20 protein-coding genes are annotated in these 18,162 nt (G+C 69.4%); 6 read left to right on the top strand and 14 right to left on the bottom strand.

From position 1 onward, the window contains the following. Positions 1-91 precede the first annotated feature (91 nt). Positions 92-775 carry a FadR/GntR family transcriptional regulator gene (locus tag AC1MEY_RS24725; RefSeq protein WP_480227993.1) on the top strand — a complete coding sequence of 228 codons (684 nt, stop codon included), beginning with the start codon at positions 92-94 and terminating at the stop codon, positions 773-775. A gap of 4 nt (positions 776-779) precedes the next feature. Here the strand turns inward: AC1MEY_RS24725 and AC1MEY_RS24720 are convergent, their stop codons facing one another. The 6 genes from AC1MEY_RS24720 to AC1MEY_RS24695 form a co-directional block, all read right to left on the bottom strand. After that, positions 780-2,303 carry a tripartite tricarboxylate transporter permease gene (locus AC1MEY_RS24720; protein ID WP_480227992.1) on the bottom strand — a complete coding sequence of 508 codons (1,524 nt, stop codon included), beginning with the start codon at positions 2,301-2,303 and terminating at the stop codon, positions 780-782. 10 nt (positions 2,304-2,313) lie between these two features. Next, on the bottom strand, positions 2,314-2,910 hold the full coding sequence (locus AC1MEY_RS24715; RefSeq protein WP_480227991.1) for a tripartite tricarboxylate transporter TctB family protein: 597 nt from the start codon (positions 2,908-2,910) through the stop codon (positions 2,314-2,316). Positions 2,911-2,913: 3 nt separating this feature from the next. Continuing rightward, positions 2,914-3,930, bottom strand: coding sequence for a tripartite tricarboxylate transporter substrate binding protein (locus AC1MEY_RS24710; RefSeq protein WP_480227990.1), 1,017 nt, complete (start codon positions 3,928-3,930; stop codon positions 2,914-2,916). A gap of 153 nt (positions 3,931-4,083) precedes the next feature. Next, positions 4,084-5,880: an acyl-CoA dehydrogenase gene (locus AC1MEY_RS24705; RefSeq protein ID WP_480227989.1), complete on the bottom strand. Its 1,797-nt coding sequence runs from the start codon at positions 5,878-5,880 to the stop codon at positions 4,084-4,086. Beyond that, positions 5,877-6,650, bottom strand: coding sequence for an SDR family oxidoreductase (locus AC1MEY_RS24700; RefSeq protein ID WP_480227988.1), 774 nt, complete (start codon positions 6,648-6,650; stop codon positions 5,877-5,879). Before AC1MEY_RS24700 ends, AC1MEY_RS24705 begins: the two co-directional genes overlap by 4 nt. Further along, positions 6,643-7,368: a TetR/AcrR family transcriptional regulator gene (locus tag AC1MEY_RS24695; protein ID WP_480227987.1), complete on the bottom strand. Its 726-nt coding sequence runs from the start codon at positions 7,366-7,368 to the stop codon at positions 6,643-6,645. Before AC1MEY_RS24695 ends, AC1MEY_RS24700 begins: the two co-directional genes overlap by 8 nt. Before the next feature lie 145 nt (positions 7,369-7,513). Between AC1MEY_RS24695 and AC1MEY_RS24690 the strand changes: the two genes are divergently transcribed. Beyond that, positions 7,514-7,627: a hypothetical protein gene (locus tag AC1MEY_RS24690; RefSeq protein ID WP_174266930.1), complete on the top strand. Its 114-nt coding sequence runs from the start codon at positions 7,514-7,516 to the stop codon at positions 7,625-7,627. Here AC1MEY_RS24690 and AC1MEY_RS24685 read toward each other — a convergent pair. Genes AC1MEY_RS24685 through AC1MEY_RS24665 form a run of 5 tightly spaced genes read right to left on the bottom strand, consistent with a single transcriptional unit; the run spans position 7,612 to position 11,488 of the window. Continuing rightward, entirely contained in the window at positions 7,612-8,061 is a 450-nt protein-coding gene (locus AC1MEY_RS24685; protein WP_480227986.1) for an MOSC domain-containing protein, read from the bottom strand. The two genes, AC1MEY_RS24690 and AC1MEY_RS24685, sit on opposite strands and share 16 nt — an antisense overlap. After that, positions 8,058-8,771, bottom strand: coding sequence for a dienelactone hydrolase family protein (locus AC1MEY_RS24680; protein ID WP_480227985.1), 714 nt, complete (start codon positions 8,769-8,771; stop codon positions 8,058-8,060). Before AC1MEY_RS24680 ends, AC1MEY_RS24685 begins: the two co-directional genes overlap by 4 nt. 47 nt (positions 8,772-8,818) lie before the next feature. Further along, complete coding sequence (locus AC1MEY_RS24675) at positions 8,819-9,616, bottom strand: ABC transporter ATP-binding protein (RefSeq protein WP_480227984.1); 798 nt, start codon at positions 9,614-9,616, stop codon at positions 8,819-8,821. Continuing rightward, the gene (locus tag AC1MEY_RS24670; RefSeq protein WP_480227983.1) at positions 9,600-10,625 is read right to left on the bottom strand and encodes a taurine ABC transporter substrate-binding protein; all 1,026 of its coding nucleotides are present in this window, start codon (positions 10,623-10,625) and stop codon (positions 9,600-9,602) included. The genes AC1MEY_RS24675 and AC1MEY_RS24670 overlap by 17 nt, the downstream gene beginning before the upstream one ends. Further along, positions 10,622-11,488, bottom strand: coding sequence for an ABC transporter permease (locus AC1MEY_RS24665; protein ID WP_480227982.1), 867 nt, complete (start codon positions 11,486-11,488; stop codon positions 10,622-10,624). Before AC1MEY_RS24665 ends, AC1MEY_RS24670 begins: the two co-directional genes overlap by 4 nt. Positions 11,489-11,680: 192 nt before the next feature. Between AC1MEY_RS24665 and AC1MEY_RS24660 the strand changes: the two genes are divergently transcribed. Further along, a complete protein-coding gene (locus tag AC1MEY_RS24660; protein ID WP_480227981.1) occupies positions 11,681-12,703 on the top strand; it encodes an iron-containing redox enzyme family protein in 1,023 nt (340 codons plus the stop codon). Positions 12,704-12,769: 66 nt separating this feature from the next. On the opposite strand, the gene AC1MEY_RS24655 is transcribed toward AC1MEY_RS24660, so the two are convergent. Further along, complete coding sequence (locus AC1MEY_RS24655) at positions 12,770-12,925, bottom strand: CDGSH iron-sulfur domain-containing protein (RefSeq protein WP_480231656.1); 156 nt, start codon at positions 12,923-12,925, stop codon at positions 12,770-12,772. A 41-nt stretch (positions 12,926-12,966) separates the two neighbouring features. Beyond that, positions 12,967-13,659: a HemK2/MTQ2 family protein methyltransferase gene (locus AC1MEY_RS24650; RefSeq protein ID WP_480227980.1), complete on the bottom strand. Its 693-nt coding sequence runs from the start codon at positions 13,657-13,659 to the stop codon at positions 12,967-12,969. A 578-nt stretch (positions 13,660-14,237) separates the two neighbouring features. On the opposite strand from AC1MEY_RS24650, the gene AC1MEY_RS24645 reads away from it, so the two are divergent. Continuing rightward, a complete protein-coding gene (locus AC1MEY_RS24645; RefSeq protein ID WP_480231655.1) occupies positions 14,238-14,963 on the top strand; it encodes a SigB/SigF/SigG family RNA polymerase sigma factor in 726 nt (241 codons plus the stop codon). Between the two features lie 48 nt (positions 14,964-15,011). On the opposite strand, the gene AC1MEY_RS24640 is transcribed toward AC1MEY_RS24645, so the two are convergent. Further along, the gene (locus tag AC1MEY_RS24640; RefSeq protein ID WP_480227979.1) at positions 15,012-15,413 is read right to left on the bottom strand and encodes a hypothetical protein; all 402 of its coding nucleotides are present in this window, start codon (positions 15,411-15,413) and stop codon (positions 15,012-15,014) included. A 102-nt stretch (positions 15,414-15,515) separates the two neighbouring features. Between AC1MEY_RS24640 and AC1MEY_RS24635 the strand changes: the two genes are divergently transcribed. Further along, positions 15,516-16,517 (top strand): magnesium transporter CorA family protein, encoded by a 1,002-nt coding sequence (locus tag AC1MEY_RS24635; protein ID WP_480227978.1) that lies wholly within the window; start codon positions 15,516-15,518, stop codon positions 16,515-16,517. 112 nt (positions 16,518-16,629) lie between these two features. Beyond that, positions 16,630-18,156 carry a Re/Si-specific NAD(P)(+) transhydrogenase subunit alpha gene (locus tag AC1MEY_RS24630; RefSeq protein WP_480227977.1) on the top strand — a complete coding sequence of 509 codons (1,527 nt, stop codon included), beginning with the start codon at positions 16,630-16,632 and terminating at the stop codon, positions 18,154-18,156. Positions 18,157-18,162: the final 6 nt, after the last annotated feature.

Genomic DNA, 18,162 nt, shown 5'->3' with positions numbered 1-18,162 from the left:
CAACACCCCGTCCGCGAACAGTCATGAACTCCCCTCGATCCCGCGGGTTGAGGGGAGTTCGCGACTGCTCGCGCGGTAGAGTCGCGACACCGTGACGACGACGCTCGCCCAGAAGGTCGTCACCGGGCTGAAGGACAAGATCTTCGCCGGTGACCTGCCGCCCGGCCACAAGCTGCCGTCCGAGGCCGAGCTGATCGACGAGTTCGGCGTCTCCCGGACCGTCATCCGCGAGGCGGTGACCCGGCTGCGCGCCGAGGGACTGGTCGAGACGTTCCAGGGTCGCGGATCGTTCGTGCTGGCCGTCCCCGAGCCGACGTCGTTCACCGTCGAGTCGGCCGCGATCCGCACCCAGCGCGACGTGCTCGACATGGTCGACTTCCGGATCGGGATGGAGTGCGAGGCGGCGGCTTTGGCGGCCGGCCGGGTGGACGACACCGGCCGGGCCGCCATCCGCGCGGCGCTCGGCGCGTTCATCGCGGCGGCGCCCGAGGACGCGGTGGAGGCGGACTTCCTGTTCCACCGCGCCGTGGCGGCCGCCAGCGGCAACCGGTTCTACCTCGAACTGCTCGACTCGCTCGGACCGATGGTGATCATGCTGGCCCGGACCCGGCTCGGCGACGAGCACTCTCAGGCCGACGTCGGGCAGGTCGAGCGGCTGCGCCGGGAGCACGACGACGTGGCCGCCGCCGTCCTGGCCGGCGACCCCGACACCGCGCGGGCCGCGATGCGCGTGCACCTCGGCAACACCCGCAGGCGCCTCGACACCGCGCACTGACGCGTCACACGCCGAGCTTCTCCGTCTCGCGGTCGGGTGCGGCGTGCGCCCGGCGCAGCTTCATCACGTGCCGGATCACCGGCAGCAGTGCCAGCACGAGGAAGATCGCCAGGATGGTGCCCGAGATGGGGCGGGTGACGAACCCCGTGGGATCGCCGCCGAAGATCAACAGTGAACGGCGCGTGCTCGATTCGATGATGGTGCCGAGCACGAACGCCAGGACCATCGGCCCGGGATCGAAGCCGGCCTTCTTCATCAGGTAGCCGATGATGCCGAACACGACCATCAGGAAGATGTCGAACACCGAGTTGTTGATCGTATAGACGCCGAGGATCGTGATCAGCGCCGTGATCGGCGCGAGAATGGCCGGCCGCACCCGCAAGATCCGGACGAACAGGCCCACCAGCGGGATCGACAGGATCAGCAGCAGGATGTTGCCGATGTACATCGAGTTGATGACGCCCCAGAACACGTCGGGGTGCTCGGTGACGAGCTGCGGTCCGGGCGAGACGCCCAGGATCAGCAGCGCCCCGAACAGCATGGCCATGGTCGCGTTGGCGGGCAGGCCGATGGTCAGTAGCGGAATGAACGACGACGTGGCCGCCGCGTTGTTCGCGGTCTCGGGGGCGGCGACGCCCTCGATGGCGCCGCGGCCGAAGCGTTCCGGTGTCTTCGACCGACGCTTCTCGGTCGCATAGGCCACGATCGACGACAGCACCGCGCCGCCGCCGGGCAGCACGCCCAGGACGAAGCCGATGATCGAGCCCCGACCGATGGCACCCGACGACTGTCGCAGCTCCTTGCGCGACGGCCACACGTTGCCCACCTTGGCCGGCACGTGCGGCTTGCCGTGGCGTGCCTCGAGGTTGTAGAGGATCTCGCCGACGCCGAACAGGCCCATGGCGACGACCACGAAGTCGATGCCGTCGGCGAGCTGCAGGCTGTCGAACGTGAATCGCTCTGCGCCGCTGAAGCTGTCGCGACCGACGGTCGCCAACAGCAGACCGACGGCGCCGGCGATCATCGCCTTGAGCTTGTTGCCGCTGCCGATGGTGGCGACCAGCAGGACGCCGAGCAGGGCGAGCGCCGCGTACTCGGGGGGCCCGAAGTCGAGCGCCACCTCTGCGACCACCGGTGCGAGCAGGGTGAGGCCGACGATCGAGATGGTCGCGCCCACGAACGATCCGATGGCCGCGATGCCGAGCGCCGTGCCGGCCTTGCCCTGCTTGGCGAGCGCGAAGCCGTCGAAGACGGTGACCACCGACGAGGCCTCACCGGGCAGGCGGAGCAGCACGGAGGTGATGGTGCCGCCGTACTGGGCGCCGTAATAGATGCCGGCGAGCATGATGATCGCCGACACCGGATCGATGGTGTAGGTGATCGGCAGCAGGATCGCGATGGTCGCCGCCGGGCCGAGGCCGGGCAGGACGCCGATGACCATGCCGATCAGGACGCCGACGAGGCAGTACAGCAGGTTGGTCGGTTGGACGACGAGCGCGAACCCGTCGACGAAGGCGTTGAAGTCCATGGCCGTCGATTCAGATCGAGATCAGATGGGGCAGCGGGATGCTCAGCCCGTAGAGGAAGAGGAGGTAGAAGGCGGTCACGGTCACCAGGCTGATCACCACGGTGTTGCGCCAGCTCTCCCTGCCGAGGAACCGCAGCCAGATCACGCACAGCAGCAGTGCGGGGATCTCGAACCCGGTGAGCGGCAACATCAGTCCGAACGCGACGAAGGTGACGATGCCGACCACCGGCAGCACGCTGCTGCGGGTGAACGCCTCGCTGTCGGTGAGCCCGCGTCCGACGACGAGGAGTACCACCGACAACGCCGCGATCAGGACGCTGACGACGAACGGCCACAGTCCGGGGCCGGGCTCGCGCAGGGAGCCGAGTCCGTAACCGAAGGACAGCACCGCCCCGCCGATGCCGATCGCGGCCCCGACGAGGGCACCGACGATCTGGTAGACGGGTCCACCCGACGGCGGGCGGTCCTCCTCCATCTCCTGGGCCACCTCGGCCTCGAGTTCGGCCAGGATGTCACGCGTGTGCGGATGTGCGACAACGGGTTCGGGCGTCGTGGTCGAGGGGGTCGGCTCGCGATCCCTGTCCGCGTCGGTGGTCACCTCGTTCACGGGTCAGCCCTCGTTGCGCAGGTTGATGTCGTACTCCGCGACCAGGTCGGTGTACCGCTTCTGGTCGTCCTTCAGCCGGGTCACGACCTCGTCGCCGGACACCTCCATGGGCGTCAGGCTGTTCTGCTTGTTGAAGTCCTTGTAGGAGTCGGTCGCGAAGGTGGCCTCGAGTCCCTTGACCAGCGCGTCCTTGACGTTCTGCGGGGTCCCCTTGGGCACGGTCATGAAGCGGTACTGGGTGACCTCGACGTCGAGGCCCTGCTCCTTGGCGGTCGGCACCTCGGGCAGGTACTCGATGCGCTCGGGGCTGAACACCGCGAGCGGCGTCAGCTTGCCGGACTGGATGTTCTCGATGGCCTCGCCGACCTGGATGCTGGCGACGTCGACCTGATTGCCGAGCACCGCGGCCAGCGCGGGCGCTCCCCCGTCGAAGGGCACGGCCTGCGAGTCGACGCCGCTGGTCTTGAACATCAGCGCGGCGGACAGCTGCGCTCCGGTGCCGACGCCGGTCGTCCCGTAGCGGACGACGCGGGGGGACTTCTCTACGTCGCCGAGGTTGCGGAACCCGCTGGCGGGGCTGGTCACCAGGACGTAGTCGTCCCGGGAGACGCCGTGGACGACGTCGAAGTCGTCGATCGTCGTCACCTCGTCGGGGCTGACGGCGAGCGGGGTGATCGTGAACAGCGAGGCGTTCTGGATGGCGATCTTGGCACCGTCCGGTGCGGCGTTGGCGATCTCGGCGGCGGCGAGCGCACCGTTGGCGCCCTCCCGGTTGATCACGGGGAACGACGCGCCGAGGTCGTCGGAGAGGCCCTTGGACACGGCGCGGCTGATCAGGTCGCTGGACCCGCCCGCCGATGCGCCCACGTACATCTCGACGGTGCCCGACGGGTAGTCGCCGCCGGAACTGCCACCGGTACTGGTCTGCACTCCGCCGCACCCGGTCAGGATGAGGCCGGCTGCGGCCGCGGTGGCGAGTCCTGCGCGGATGGGCCGCCGCGTGCGCACGATGCTGGACATGAATCACTCCTCGTTGTGTGATCTGCACGAACACCGCGGTGGGTGTGTCGGTCGTCACTCAACGTAGGTAGGCGAGGCAATACCTGTCCAAGCCTCTTTTAGCATCCTTTGATGCCGTTCGAGCATCGCTGCTCGTCGAGGCACCGCGGCGGGTCAGAACCAGGCGTCGCGCATGTCGAGTGTGGTGCGGTCGAGGCTGGCCAGCAGGTCCAGCTGCGGTGCGGTCCGCGGCAGCTCGTAGCGGTAGAAGAACCGCGCGGCGGCGCGCTTGCCGTCGTAGAAGTCGCCCGCGTGCCCCTCGGCGGTCACGTACTGCTCCAGCCACAGCCAGGCGACGACGACGTGTCCGAACGCCTCCAGGTAGACCGCACTGTTGGCCATGGCGGCCTCGGCGTCGCCCGCGGCGAACATGCCTGCCGTCACGCCGACCAGCCGCTCCCACGAGGCCCGCAGGTCGGCCGCGAGGTCGGCGGCCTCACCGCCGGTGGCTCCGGCACGGTCGCAGGTCGCCGAGACGGCCCTGCCCAGCTCGGCCAGGCTGGCGCCGCCGCGCTGGGTCACCTTGCGGCCCAGCAGATCCAGGCTCTGGATGCCGTTGGTGCCCTCGTGGATCGGGTTGAGCCGGTTGTCGCGGTAGTGCTGCTCGACGTCGTACTCGCGGGTGTAGCCGTACCCGCCGTAGACCTGGATGGCCAGGTCGTTGGCCGCCAGGCACCACTGCGACGGCCAGGCCTTCGCGACTGGGATCAGGATGTCCAAGAGGAGCGTCACGTGCTCGGCCTCTTCGGACGAATCCGCCGTGTGCTGCAGGTCGATCAGCCGCGCGCAGTACAGCTCCAGCGCCATGCCGCCCTCGACGTAGGCCTTCTGCGCCAGCAGCATTCGCTTGACGTCCGCGTGCTCGATGATCGGCACCTGCGGCGTCGACGGGTCCTTGGCGGTGACGAGCCTGCCCTGCGGACGCTCCCGGGCGTACTGCAGCGACTTCAGGTAGCCGGTGTAGCCGAGCGCGACCGCACCCATGCCGACGCCGAGCCGGGCCTCGTTCATCATGTGGAACATGTGTGCCAGGCCGCGGTGCGCCTCGCCGACGAGGTAGCCGATCGCACCGGGTTCGCCTGCAGGCGTGTGTGTTCCGTCGCCGAAGTTCAGCACGGTGTTCGTGATGCCGCGCTGGCCCATCTTGTGGTTGAGGCCGGCGATGGCGACGTCATTGCGTTCGCCGATCGAGCCGTCGGGCCCGACCAGGAACTTCGGCACCAGGAACAGCGAGATGCCCTTGGTGCCGGGCGGGCCGCCCGGGATCTTGGCGAGTACGAGGTTGACGATGTTGTCGCTCATCTCGTGTTCGGCGCCCGAGATCCACATCTTCGAGCCGAACAGCCGGTAGGTGCCGTCGTCGCGCGGTTCGGCGCGGGTGGTGATGTCGGCGAGCGAGGACCCGGCCTGCGTTTCCGACAGCGCCATCGTCCCGAGGAACCGGCCCGACAGCATCGGCCGCACGTACGCGTCGACCTGCTCGTCGGTGCCGAAGTGGGCGACCAGGTTCGCGTTGGCGATGGTCAGCATCAGGTAGCCCGACGTCGAGACGTTGGCGGCCGCGACCCACGCGAAGCCGGCCTGCGCGACGCACACGGGAAGCTGTGCGCCACCGTGCCGTTCGTCGGCGGTCATGCCGAGCAGGTCGGCCTGAGCGAAGGCGTCGATCGCCTCCTTGACCTCGGGGACGACGGTGACCGTGGTGCCGTCGAACGTCGGCTCGTGGGCATCGCTGGTCTTGTTGTGCGGCGCGAAGTACCGGGTGGCGAGCTGCTCGCAGAGGTCGAGGACGCCGTCGAACGTCTCGCGGGAGTGCTCGGCGAAGCGGTCCCGCTTGGTGAGGTCGTCCACCCCCAGCCACTCGTAGAGGAGGAAGTCCAGGTCGCGGCGGGAGAGGATGGTCGACTTCATCGGATCGTGCTCACTCCTCCGTCGACGGGGATGACGGCGCCGGTGATGTAGGCGCTGGCTCGGCTGGCCAGGAAGACGGCGATGCCCGCCATGTCGTCGGGTGCGCCGATGCGACCGAGCGGCAGCGCGGAGCCCACCGCCTCCGAGCCGGCCGACAGCAGCTCCTTGGTCATACGGGACTGGAAGAGTCCGGGGGCGATGGCGTTCACCAGGATTCGCGGCGCGAGTTCGCCGGCGAGGTGCCGGGTGAGCATGTGCACCGCGGCCTTGCTGGCGCTGTAGGAGAAGTTGTCGCGGCCCTTCTCGGGGGCGACGATGCCGTCGATGCTGCCGGTGTTGACCACGCGGGCCGGGTCGCCGTCGGTGGCGCCGGCGGTGAGCAGGGGCACCAGCGCCCGGGTCAGCAGGAACACGCCCTTCACGTTGACGTCGAAGACCTTGTCGAAGCCGGACTCCGGGAAGTCCTCGAACGTCGCGCCCCACGCCGCGCCCGCGTTGTTGAACAGGGCGTGGACCGCGTCCTCGCGCTCGGTGAGGTAGGACGTCAGCGTCGCGACGCCGTCGGCGGTGCCGAGGTCGGCGGGTACCGCGTCGACCTGGCCCAGCGGCGACAGTTCGGCGACGGCGGCGTCGAGTTCGGCGGCCTTGCGGCTCGAGAGGTAGACGCGCGCACCGGCGTCGAGCAGACCGCGGGCGATCATCACGCCGATGCCGCGACCGCCGCCGGTGACGACCGCGACCTTCCCATCGAGCCGGAACAGGTCACTCACGAGCGGCCGCCGTCTTGACGTCGATGCCCAGCGGCGACTCGAGGCGGACGGTCTCGTCCTTGATGAGCCCTCGCAACAGCGCGGTGCTGAACTCGACGGCGATCTCCTGTGCGCTGCGCCGGCCCTGCGGCCGCAGCCAGCGGTAGGCGCCGAGCGTCATGCCGATGTACCCGAGGGCCAGGACGTGGGAGTCGCAGTCGTTGAACTCGCCACTGGCGATGCCGCGGTCGATCACGTCGCGCACGTGCTCGTAAACCGTGGTCTCCGAAGTCCGGATGTAGGCGACCTGCTCCTCGGTGAACCACTCCGAGATGTAGGGGCCTTCCTGGAAGTAGACGGCGGCGCGCTCGATGTCGCTGGCGATGCCCACCAGCAGCCGGCGGGTGAAGTGGTAGATCGTCTCGCGCGCGGACGCCGTCGGATCGTCGTGCAGGGCGCCGACGGTGAAGTCGGCCGCGCTCTTGTACACGTCGTAGAGGATCAGCGACTTGCTCGCGTAGTAGTGGTAGACCGTGGCCTTGTTGAGGCCGACCGCGTCGGCGACGTCGTCCATCCGGGTGCCGTGATAGCCGCGGGCGGCGAACAGCTTGGTGGCGACGGCGAGGAGTTCGTCGCGTCGGGTCGAGCCGTTCGCGCTGGTCGCCGATGAGCCGCTTGCGCGAACGGCATCGGGACGCGCGGCGCTGGCGCGAACTGCGTCTGATCGTTCGGCGGGCATGGCGTCTCACTATAGGTAGGCCGGGGTGGTGACCGGGGGCCAATCAACTGGTTGGCCGCTAGTTTATTCACAGGTCCAAATCGGGTACCCGCGGCACCTGCCGGAGGTCTAGACTTCCGGTGACCGAGGCCGTTGCTGGGAGGCATTGATGGATCCGAATCCGGATTACGACGCGAGTGACGAGATCGAGTACTTCTTCCAGTTCCTCCCCTGGGGCCTGCGCGGCGTCTACCCGCCCCCGGCCTACCCGCCGGTCTGATCCGCAGCCGCCACCGTCACCTCGTCGCCGACGCTGATCGTCCCCGACGACAGCAGTTGGCACACCGATCCCGCCCGGCGGCTCAGCGCCGCGGCTGCCCCGCGACCCATGTCGTCGTCGAGCAGTCGGCACGGTGCCGACACCCGCACCACTTCCAACTCGACGTCACCGATCATGATCCGCGTGCCCGGCTTGGTCGGGATCTCGCCGGCATCCACCGTCACGTTGCGGCGCGTGCCGCCGCTGTCGATCTCGCGGCCCAGGTCGGCCGCCGCACGGTCCAGCATCTCGCGCGACTGAATGGTGACGTGGCGGTGCTTCGTCCCGTGATAACGGTCGCCGACCAGCCCGCGACCCTCCTCCGCCACCACCGATTCGACCGCCCGCACGGGTAATCGCCGCCCCTTCGCGGTGTGGATCGCCACGACCCTCATCGCCGAGCGTCCGAGAGGTGCGCGCCGAAGAACTCGGTGATCCGACGCCAGGCGTCGTCGCTCGCGGCCTCGGAGTAGCGGAAGCCGGGCAGCATCTCGAAGATGCGCAGTCGCAGTGGGGCGTTGCGCCAGTCGTTCATGAACGAGTGGCCCACCCCCGGATACTCCTCGACGTCGTGCGGGACGCCGGCGTCCTCGAGTAGCGCGGACAACCTGGCCGCCGCCCCCTTCAGCGTGGGGTCGTCGGCGCCGTAGCTGGCGACGACGGGGCACGCCCGGCGCAGCGAGTCGACGTCGGCGGGCCAGTTGCCGTAGTTGGGCGCGGTCGCGTCGAACGATCCGCGCGGTGCGAGCACCAGGCACATGCCGCCGCCGATGCAGAAGCCGACCGCCCCCATCCGGCCGGTGCACCTCGGGTCCGCGGCGATCAGGTCGCGGACGGCCTCGACGTCGTCGACCGCCGGACCGACGCCCGTCTTCAGCGAGCGCATCATGCCGACCACGCAGCGGATGGCGTTGCCGCGGTACAGGTTCGGTGCGGCGGCGAGGAAGCCGGCGGTCGCCAGGCGGTCGGCGTGCCGACGGATGTCGTCGGTGAGGCCGCCCACGTCGTGGATGACCACCACCCCGGGCCACGGCCCCGGCCCGTCGGGCACCGCCAGGTACCCCGGCAGGTCACCCGTGCGGGTCGCGAACGTGGTGTCGGTCATCGTCGTCCCAGGATGTGCACACATCCCATGATCCACGCGCCGACGGGTCAGGCTGCCGCGGCCTTCACCGCACGCCCGACCTCGGCGCGCAGGCGCGTGTACTCCGGCGAGCGCCGTAGCTCGTCCGGATCGACGCCCGTGCGGGGCAGGTCCACCGGGAGGTCCAGCGCCACCTGGCCGGGACGCCGGGTCAGCACCACGATCCGCGACCCGAGGAACGCCGCCTCGTCGGCGCTGTGCGTCACGAACACCGTCGTACGGCCCGTCTCGGCGCTCACCTGGCGGACGTCCTCCTGCAGCCGCTCGCGCGTGAGCGCGTCGAGCGCCGCGAAGGGCTCGTCGAGCAGGAACAGCGGCGTCTCCGCGGCGAGTGCGCGGGCGATCGCGACGCGCTGCTGCTGGCCACCGCTGATCTCCCAGATCTTGCGGCCCGCCGTGCCCTCGAGGCCGACGCGCTGCAGCAGCTGGTCGCGCCGCTCGGTGCGGCGCTCGCGCGGCACCCCCGCGTACTTCAGCGCCAGGTCCACGTTGCCGGCGACCGTGCGCCACGGGAACAGCCGCGGCTGCTGGAAGACCACGCCGGACGTCACGCCGGGCGTGGGTGCGCCGCCGGAGATCTTCACCTCCCCCGACGACGGCTCCTCGAAGCCGGCGATCAGGCGCAGCAGCGTGCTCTTGCCGCAGCCGGACGCGCCGACCAACACCAGGAACGCGCCCGGTTCGACGTCGAGGTCGACGGGGCCGAGAGCGGTCACCTGGTCCCGGCCCTCGCCGTAGCGGTGCTCGACGCCCGCGATCCTCAGACCGCCGCGCTGCGTGCTGACCGCCTCACTGCTTGAGGGCATCGGGCAGACCCTCGGTGTAGATGGCGTCCTGGAAGGTCTTGAGCGGCGCTGCTTCCGGGATCTGCTTCTGCTCGGCGAGGAACTTCGAGGCACTCTCCAGGTTGGCGGCGATGTTGCCGGGCTTGCCCTCGGATCCGAGCCATTCCGGCGAGGCCACCTCGGCGGGGGTCAGGTAGACGCCCTGCTTCAGCTGACCGGCGAGGTCCTCGGGGGTCAGACCCACCTCGGCGGCGATGGCCTTGGCGGCCGCGGCCGGGTCACCGGAGATCACGTCGAGGGCGCGGGCCTCCTGCTGACGCCATGCGTCGACGACGTCGGGGTGGGCGTCGGCGAACTCGGTGCGCACCGCACCGAGATCGAGCGTCGGCTTGCCGTCCTGCGCGAGCTGGCGGCTGGTGATCAGGTCCTTCCCGGTCTTGCGCAGATCGTTGAGCGTCGGCAGCCAGGTGTAGGCGGCGTCGATGTCACCGCGGTCCCACGCGGCGAGGATGGCCTGCGGCTGCAGGTCGACGAGCTGAACGTCGTTGGCGGACAGCCCGTTCTGGGCCAGCGCTGCCAGCAGACTGTAGTGCGCGGTGGACGCGAACGGGGTCGCGATGCGCTTGCCGCGCAGTTCGGGAATCGCGTTGACCCCCGACTCGTTGCGCACCACCAGCGCCTCGTTGTCGCCGGCGACGTCCAGCACGAACGCCACCTTGTAAGGGATGTTGAGCGGCGCGGACAGGCCGCGGGCGACGGGACTCGAGCCCAGCGCGCCGAAGTCGAGTTCCTTGGCGATGAACGCGGTGTTGACATCGGCGCCGGAGTCGAACTTGATCCACTTGACGTTGTAGTTCGGCAGCGCCTCTTCGAGCCACTTGTTGTTCTTGACGATCAGGTCGCCACTCGGGAAGGACTGGTAGCCGATCCGGATGGTCTCCTTCTCGGAATCGCTGCCCGAGTTGTCCACCGCGCAGCCGGCCAGCGCGAGAGCGCTGACGGCCACTGCCAGTAGGGCTTTGAACTTCATATCTTTCCTCTCCAGGGAACGGCCCGCCGTTCAGCGGCGCGGAGTAGACCGTCGATGATCAGTCCCGAGAACCCGATGGCGAAGATGCCGACGAGGACGACCGGGGTGTTGTTGTAGTTGCTCGCGTCCTTGACCAGACCGCCGACGCCGGGGAGACCGTTGAACAGCTCGGCGGCGACCACCGACGAGTAGGCCATGCCCACGGCCAGGCGGATGCCGGTGAACGTCTCGGGCAGCGCGGACGGGATCACGACGTCGCGGATCACCTGGATGCGGGTGGCGCCGAGCGCGCGGGCCGCCTCCTGCAGGCCGACCGGCGCGGAGACGACTGCCGCGGTGGTGGCGACCGCTGCGGGCGGCAGCGCAGCCAGGGCCAGCAGCGTGATCTTCGGCGCCTCGTCGATGCCGAGCCAGATCACCAGCAGGAAGAAGTACGCCAGCGGCGGCAGGGCGCGCAGGAACGTCAGCCACGGCTCGAGCACGCTGCGCACCCAGCCGACCGACCCCATGACCAGGCCCAGCAGCACGCCGAGCACGACACCGATCACGACACCGGCGAGCACCCGCCGGATCGTCATGTAGAGGTGCTCCCACAGCAGGTAGCCCGCGTAACCGCGGATGCCGTCGTGCGTGGTGGAGACGTCGATGAAGGCCCTCCACACCGTGCTCGGGAAGGGCACGAAGGTCTGATTCCAGATGCCGCTGGCGGCGACGAGCTGCCACACGCCACCGAACACGACCACCGACAGCAGGGGCAGCACGGCCTTGGTCAGGAGCGACCTGCCGCGGCGTCGGGACGACGCGGATCCGCCCGGCGAGTCGAGACGAGACTCGTCGGGGGTGATGTCGACGAAGACGGACACTGCCTACCTGCGACTTTCTGGAGCTGGGGCTGGACGGGAACGCGGTCAGCGACAGCAGGGGTCGGCAGGCGGTGTCACGGGCACCTCGGTATCCAATCCGATGCACCGGAAAAGGCGTAGACCTGCACTCGTGGCGATTTTTAGTCGCTCTCCGCGGGGTTTTGGGAGGACCGGCCCGGGTAGTACCGGAAGGTGACACTTGCTCAACCGACCACGCAACCGCGCCTGCCCAGCGCCCGCGGGCCCCTGTCGTCGACCGTGATCGATCTGGTCGCCGAGCGCGCCCCGCACGGGCACCTGCAGCGCATCGAGACCTCGCTCGGCGACGCCGACCCGTACGGCCTGGACCTGCAGTTGGCGCTGGCCGTCTGCTACGAACTGCACTACCAGGGCTTCGCCGGCGTCGACTCCCGCTGGGAGTGGAACGCCGGCCTGCTGCACCTGCGCGGCCGCATGGAGGACGCCTTTCTGGCGGCCCTGCGCCGCGACGTGGGCGCCATCGACGCCGACGACACCGCCGATGCCGAGATGGCACGCCTGTCGCTCGAGCCGACCACCGGCAACGGCCCCACCTGGTTCCTGGGCAGCGAGGGCACCTGGGAGCACATGCAGGAGTACTTCGTGCACCGCTCGATCTACCACCTGAAGGAGGGCGACCCGCACGCGTGGGCGATCCCGCGTCTGCGTGGCCGGGCGAAGGCGGCGTTCGTCGCCGTCGAGTTCGACGAGTTCGGCGGTGGCCGCCCCACCGAGGTGCACCAGCAGCTGTTCGCCGATCTGCTCGCCGCGGTGGGCCTGGACGACTCGTACCTCGGCTACCTGGACTACGCGGTGGCGGAGTCACTGGTGGCGGTCAACCTGATGTCGATGTTCGGTCTGCACCGCGCGCTGCGCGGATCGACGATCGGACACTTCGCGGCCACGGAGATCACCTCGCCGTCCGGCTCGCAGCGGATGGTCAGCGCACTCGAAAGACTGGGCGCGCCAGCCGAAGCCATCCGCTTCTACGCCGAGCACGTCGAGGCCGACGCCGTTCACGAGCAGATCGTGCGGACCGACGTGGTGGGCGATCTGGTGGCGCGAGAACCCGACCTCGAGGACGACGTCGTCTTCGGCATGCGCGCCTTCGAGTTCGTCGAGGACCGCCTCGCCGATCACATGGTGGCGTCGTGGACCGCGGGCCAGACGTCGCTGCGGCGCCCACTCGACGACTGACACGCACGAACGCCACGGTCGACGACGGAGTCCGAGAGGATTCGTCGTCGACCGTGGCGTTTGTGTCTACTGTGCCTTGTTGCGCAGGCGCTTTCGGTGACTGGTATCGCACAGTGGATAGATCTTGCTGCGCTTGCACGTGCAGATCGCAACCATGAAGCGGTCGGACTCGACCACCTCGCCGTCGTCGGTCTCGATGCGCACCGGCCCCTGCACCAGCATCGGCCCGGTCCGGCCGATGCGCACCACGCGAGGTTCGTCGGTCACGGCTTGACCGCGGCCACGACCGCGATCCGCTCGATGCGGCGGCCACGCTCCAGACGACCGGTGCGCTCCAGCCATTCGGCACGGGCCGTCATGACCGGTCCGAACGGGATGCGTTGCCCCGTCACGACTTCTGAGCGGAGACCGGCAGCCCGCAGGCATTCGACGGTCCGGTCGATGTCGGCGAACTCGGAGTGCACGACCAGCAACGTGCCGCCGGGGGCGAGCAGCTTCGGGGCGTGCTCGCACAGCGGGTCGAGCACCAGGCGGCCGTCGGGGCCCGCGTCGAACGCCAGTGATGGTCCCGCCGACTCGGGCAGGTGCTCCGAGGCGGCCTCCTCGTCGTCGACCGGCACGTACGGCGGGTTGCTGAGCACGAGGTCGAACGGCGTGAACTCGGCGGCACGCGCCCAGTGGCCCAGGTGGACGTCGACCTCGACGTCGGCGGCGACGGCGTTGGCCCGGGCCGTGCGCACCGCCTGATGGGACAGGTCGAAGGCCGTCACCGAGGCGGCCCCGCGCAACGCCGCGGAGATTGCCACGAACCCGCTACCGGTACACAGATCGGCGACGCGCAGACCGGCGGGCGGCGCGTGCCGTTCCATGACGTCGACGAGCAGTTGGGAGTCCTCCTGAGGCCGATACACATCGGCGGGGACGAGTTCGACCGGATTGGAGATCGCAGTGGTCACGTTGGCCTTTCGCGGAAAGAATGTCCTCGCCGTCGGGCTACAGCGTCGAGGAAATCAATGCCCCCTGCTCAGGGAAGTAAACCTGCCGGTAACACGGGGGCTATGCCTATCGGGGCCCGAGGCGTATCGTGGGACGAGTCCTCCTGGACACTTCGCCGTTTAGTGAGAAGCGGACAACGCACGCCGCGCCCGATGGTCCGGCAGCGCCTACCTCGTAGAGTCTCCTGCGAGGCGAGCACCTCATAGAGTCCCCTGCGAGGTCTGGCGCCCGTCATCGACACGCGACTACGGCAGATTGCCGGTTCCGTTACTGACGGATTGATGTAGCCGAGCGCTCCATCAGGCTGCATTCAGGACACTCGTGAGGGTCCGCCCATGCACAAGCACATCCGCATCACCGCCAAGACCGCCACCACCGACGTCGTCGGGGGGCTGTCATGACCATCGAACTCGAAGCCGTGGACACCGCGGAGACATCCATCGCGGTCACCCACATCCACACCCTCGAGGACCAGCGGCCCACCCGTGCCGCCGCCGAACGTCCTTCGGGCAATGACGAGTACGGCGACGTCATCGGCATGTTCGAGGTGCTCGGCGGCCTCGACGAGGACTCGCCGGCGTACCGCCGCCAGCGCGACGCCATCGTCACCCGCTGCCTGCCGCTGGCCGAGCACATCGCCCGGCACTACGACAGGCGTGGCGAGGACCTCGAAGACCTCACCCAGATCGCACGCCTGGGTCTGGTCAACGCCGTCAAGCGGTTCGACCCCGAGAAGGGCGCAGGCTTCCTGTCCTTCGCGGTGCCGACCATGATGGGCGAGGTCCGACGCCACTTCCGCGACCACGGGTGGGCGATGCACGTCCCCCGTCGGCTCAAGGACCGCCACGTCCAGCTCACGCGGGCCATGTCCGACATGACCCAGTCACTGGGACGTGCGCCGACGCCGAGCGAGTTGGCGGAGTACCTGGAGATCGACCGCCAGGACGTCGTCGAGAGCCTCGTCGCGTCGGCGGCCTACCGCACGCACTCGATCGATGCGCCGGTCGGCGGCGGAGACGACGGCGACGCCCGCATGCTGCAGGACACGGTCGGTGGGCCGGATCCGGCGTTCGCCCGCATCACCGACCAGGAGTCGGTGCGGCCGCTCATCGCCGCGCTGCCCGAACGCGAGCGGACGATCCTGTATTTGAGGTTCTTCGACTCGATGACGCAGAGCCAGATCGCCGAGCGGATCGGCGTCTCGCAGATGCACGTGTCGCGCATCCTGGAGCGCACGCTCAAGGAGCTGCGCAGCAAGCTCTGACGTGAATCCCGCAGTGGCCGAACGGTTTCGGCCGCTGCGGGATCGTCGTCAGACTGCGGGTGCCGCGCCCGGTCCGGCCTCGAGTTCGCGCAGCGGGGACTGGGGTAGGCGCCTGGGCAGCTCGCCCAGGGCGTCCCGTGCGTCGCCCAGTGCGCCGCGCGCCGCCGTGGCGGCCTCGACCGCCAACACCCGGGCGCGCCGGCCCGCCGCCACCACGAGCAGCCACGGCTGGGCGCGGACGCGCTCGCTGTACGGCGTGTACGAGTAGATCTCGGCGTCGGTGAACAGCGGCAGCAGTTGGGTCGAGGTCACCTCGCGGTAGACCTCGCCGCACTGTCCGCAGCGCACCTCGTACTCGATCGTGTCCGGGCCACATTCGACGAACGAATAGTCGGCGAATGCGACGCAGCTGGGACAGCGGGTCTTGCCACGTTCGACCACCAGGCTCATGCATGGATCGTCCGCCTCGTCGCGCCCGGACACAGCACCTCGGTCCATGTCGTTGCGGTTCCGCGGCCGAATCGAGATCAGTGGGGGGAGCATGATGGTGGCGTGACGGAGGTGCGAGGTCGGGTGTGGCACGGCGGCCGGCCGCAGGAGGGCTTCTCCTTCCACGAGATCTCGAACTGCCTCGACGACGAGGGTGCGCTGGTGTGGGCCGACGTCTACGACCCCGACCAGGCGGCGCTCGACGACCTCGCGGCGGAACTGGGCCTCAACGTGTGGGCGGTCGAGGACGCGACGGCGCCGAAGGAACGCGCGAAGGCCACCGTCTACCCCACCCACACGTTCTTCACGGTCTACGCCGTCGACGCGGTGGCCCCGGTGGACGACACCACGTCGATGCTCGTCAAGCACCGCATCTCGGCCTTCGTGCTGCCGCGGGGCCTGATCACCGTCCGACTGCCACCGCCGGACGGCACCGACGACGTCGACATGGACGCCGTGTCGCAGCGGTTCGACGAACTCGGCGGCCAGGATCACGGCGTCGGTGCGCTGGTGCACGGTCTGCTGGACGTCGTGGTCGACGGGCACTTCGAGGCGGTGCAGCAGCTCGACGACGCCATCGAGGCGCTCGAGGACGAGCTGTTCGCCGAGTCGGGGCCCTCACGTGAGTTGCAGCGCAGGACCTTTCGGCTGCGCAAGGACCTGGTCGAACTGCGGCGCGTCGTGCTGCCCATGCGCGAGGTGGTCAGCGCCATCCAGCACCGCCGCCTCGACGCGAAGACCTCGCCGGAGCTGGATCCGCTCTACTCCGACCTGTACGACCACGTGCTGCGCGCCTCGGAGTGGACGGAGTCGCTGCGCGACATGGTGACGACGGTGTTCGAGACCAACCTCTCGCTGCAGGACGCGCGCCTCAACGTCGTGATGAAGAAGCTGACCGGCTGGGCGGCCATCATCGCCGTCCCCACGGCGGTCACCGGCTTCTACGGCCAGAACGTCCAGTACCCGGGCCTCGAGACGGTGCACGGGTTCGTCGTGAGCAGCCTGATCATCGTGCTGCTGGTCTCGCTGCTGTACGTGACGTTCAAGCGCCGCGACTGGCTGTAGGCCACCGAGGGCCGTTCACCCCGCCGCACCCGCCGTTCACCGCCCCTAAGCACACCGCTCACCGACCGGAGGGGTGTACGCGTCGCCGGTGAGCAAATGCGAGACTCTTCGGATGCAGATCGGGATTCCCCGCGAGTCTCACGCGGGTGAGACGCGTGTCGCCGCCACGCCGCAGACCGTCGGACAGCTCATCAAGCTGGGATACTCCGTCGTCGTAGAGTCCGGCGCCGGCGACGCCTCCAGCTTCGCCGATGCCGCGTACGTCGAGGCAGGCGCCGGTATCGCCGACCCGTGGACGGCCGACGTCGTCCTCAAGGTCAACGCACCCAACGACGCCGAGATCGCCGCGCTCGCCGACCACGCGACGCTGGTCGGCCTCATCTCGCCGGCGCTCAACCCGGAACTCGTCGAGAAGTTGTCCGCGCGGCCCATCACGGTCCTGGCGATGGACGCCGTCCCCCGCATCTCCCGCGCGCAGTCGCTGGACGTGCTGTCGTCGATGGCGAACATCGCCGGCTACCGCGCCGTCGTCGAGTCCGCGCACGCGTTCGGCCGGTTCTTCACCGGCCAGGTCACCGCGGCGGGCAAGGTCCCGCCGGCCAAGGTGCTGGTGGTCGGCGCGGGCGTCGCCGGGCTGGCCGCCATCGGCGCTGCCGGCAGCATGGGCGCCATCGTGCGCGCCACCGACCCGCGGCCCGAGGTCGCCGATCAGGTCAAGTCGCTCGGCGGGGAGTACCTGTACGTCGACAAGGAGGCCGCCGAGGTGTCGGCCACCGGCTACGCCAAGGAGATGGGCGACGACTACAAGGCCCGCGAGGCCGCGCTGTACGCCGAGCAGGCGGGCGACGTCGACATCATCATCACCACCGCGCTGATCCCCGGCCGGCCCGCACCCCGCATCATCACCGCCGAGATGGTCGCGTCGATGAAGCCGGGCAGCGTCATCGTCGACATGGCCGCGGCCAACGGCGGCAACGTCGAGGGCACGGTGAAGGACCAGTCGATCGTCACCGACAACGGCGTGACGATCATCGGCTACACCGACCTCGCCGGACGGCTACCCGCCACGGCGTCGCAGCTGTACGGCACCAACCTGGTCAACCTGCTCAAGCTCCTCACCCCCGAGAAGGACGGCAGGCTCGCCCTCGACTTCGATGACGTCGTGCAGCGGTCGGTGACCGTCGTGCGCGACGGCGAGACCACGTGGCCGCCACCGCCGGTGCAGGTGTCCGCCGCCCCGGCGGCCGCAGCCGCGGCCGCGCCGGTCCAGGCGAAGCCCGCCAAGGAGCCCATGACCGCGGGCCGCCGGCTGGGCATCACGTTCGCCGCCGCCGCGGTGCTGTTCCTGCTGATCGCGCTGTCCCCGGCCGCGCTGCAGGTACACCTCACGGTCTTCGCGCTGGCGATCGTCATCGGCTACTACGTGATCGGGCACGTGCACCACGCGCTGCACACGCCGCTCATGTCGGTGACCAACGCGATCTCCGGGATCATCGTCGTCGGCGCCCTGCTCCAGATCGGGCACGGCGACGCCGTCGTCACGGGGTTGGCCGCCGTCGCGATCCTGCTCGCCAGCATCAACGTCTTCGGCGGCTTCGCGGTGACGCGCCGCATGCTCGCGATGTTCTCGCGCAGCTGACGCCAC

It is taken from the genome of Mycobacterium sp. PTI7, from assembly GCF_056679845.1.
Note: the sequence above shows the minus strand (reverse complement) of the source record. Positions and strands in the feature narration are given on the sequence as shown.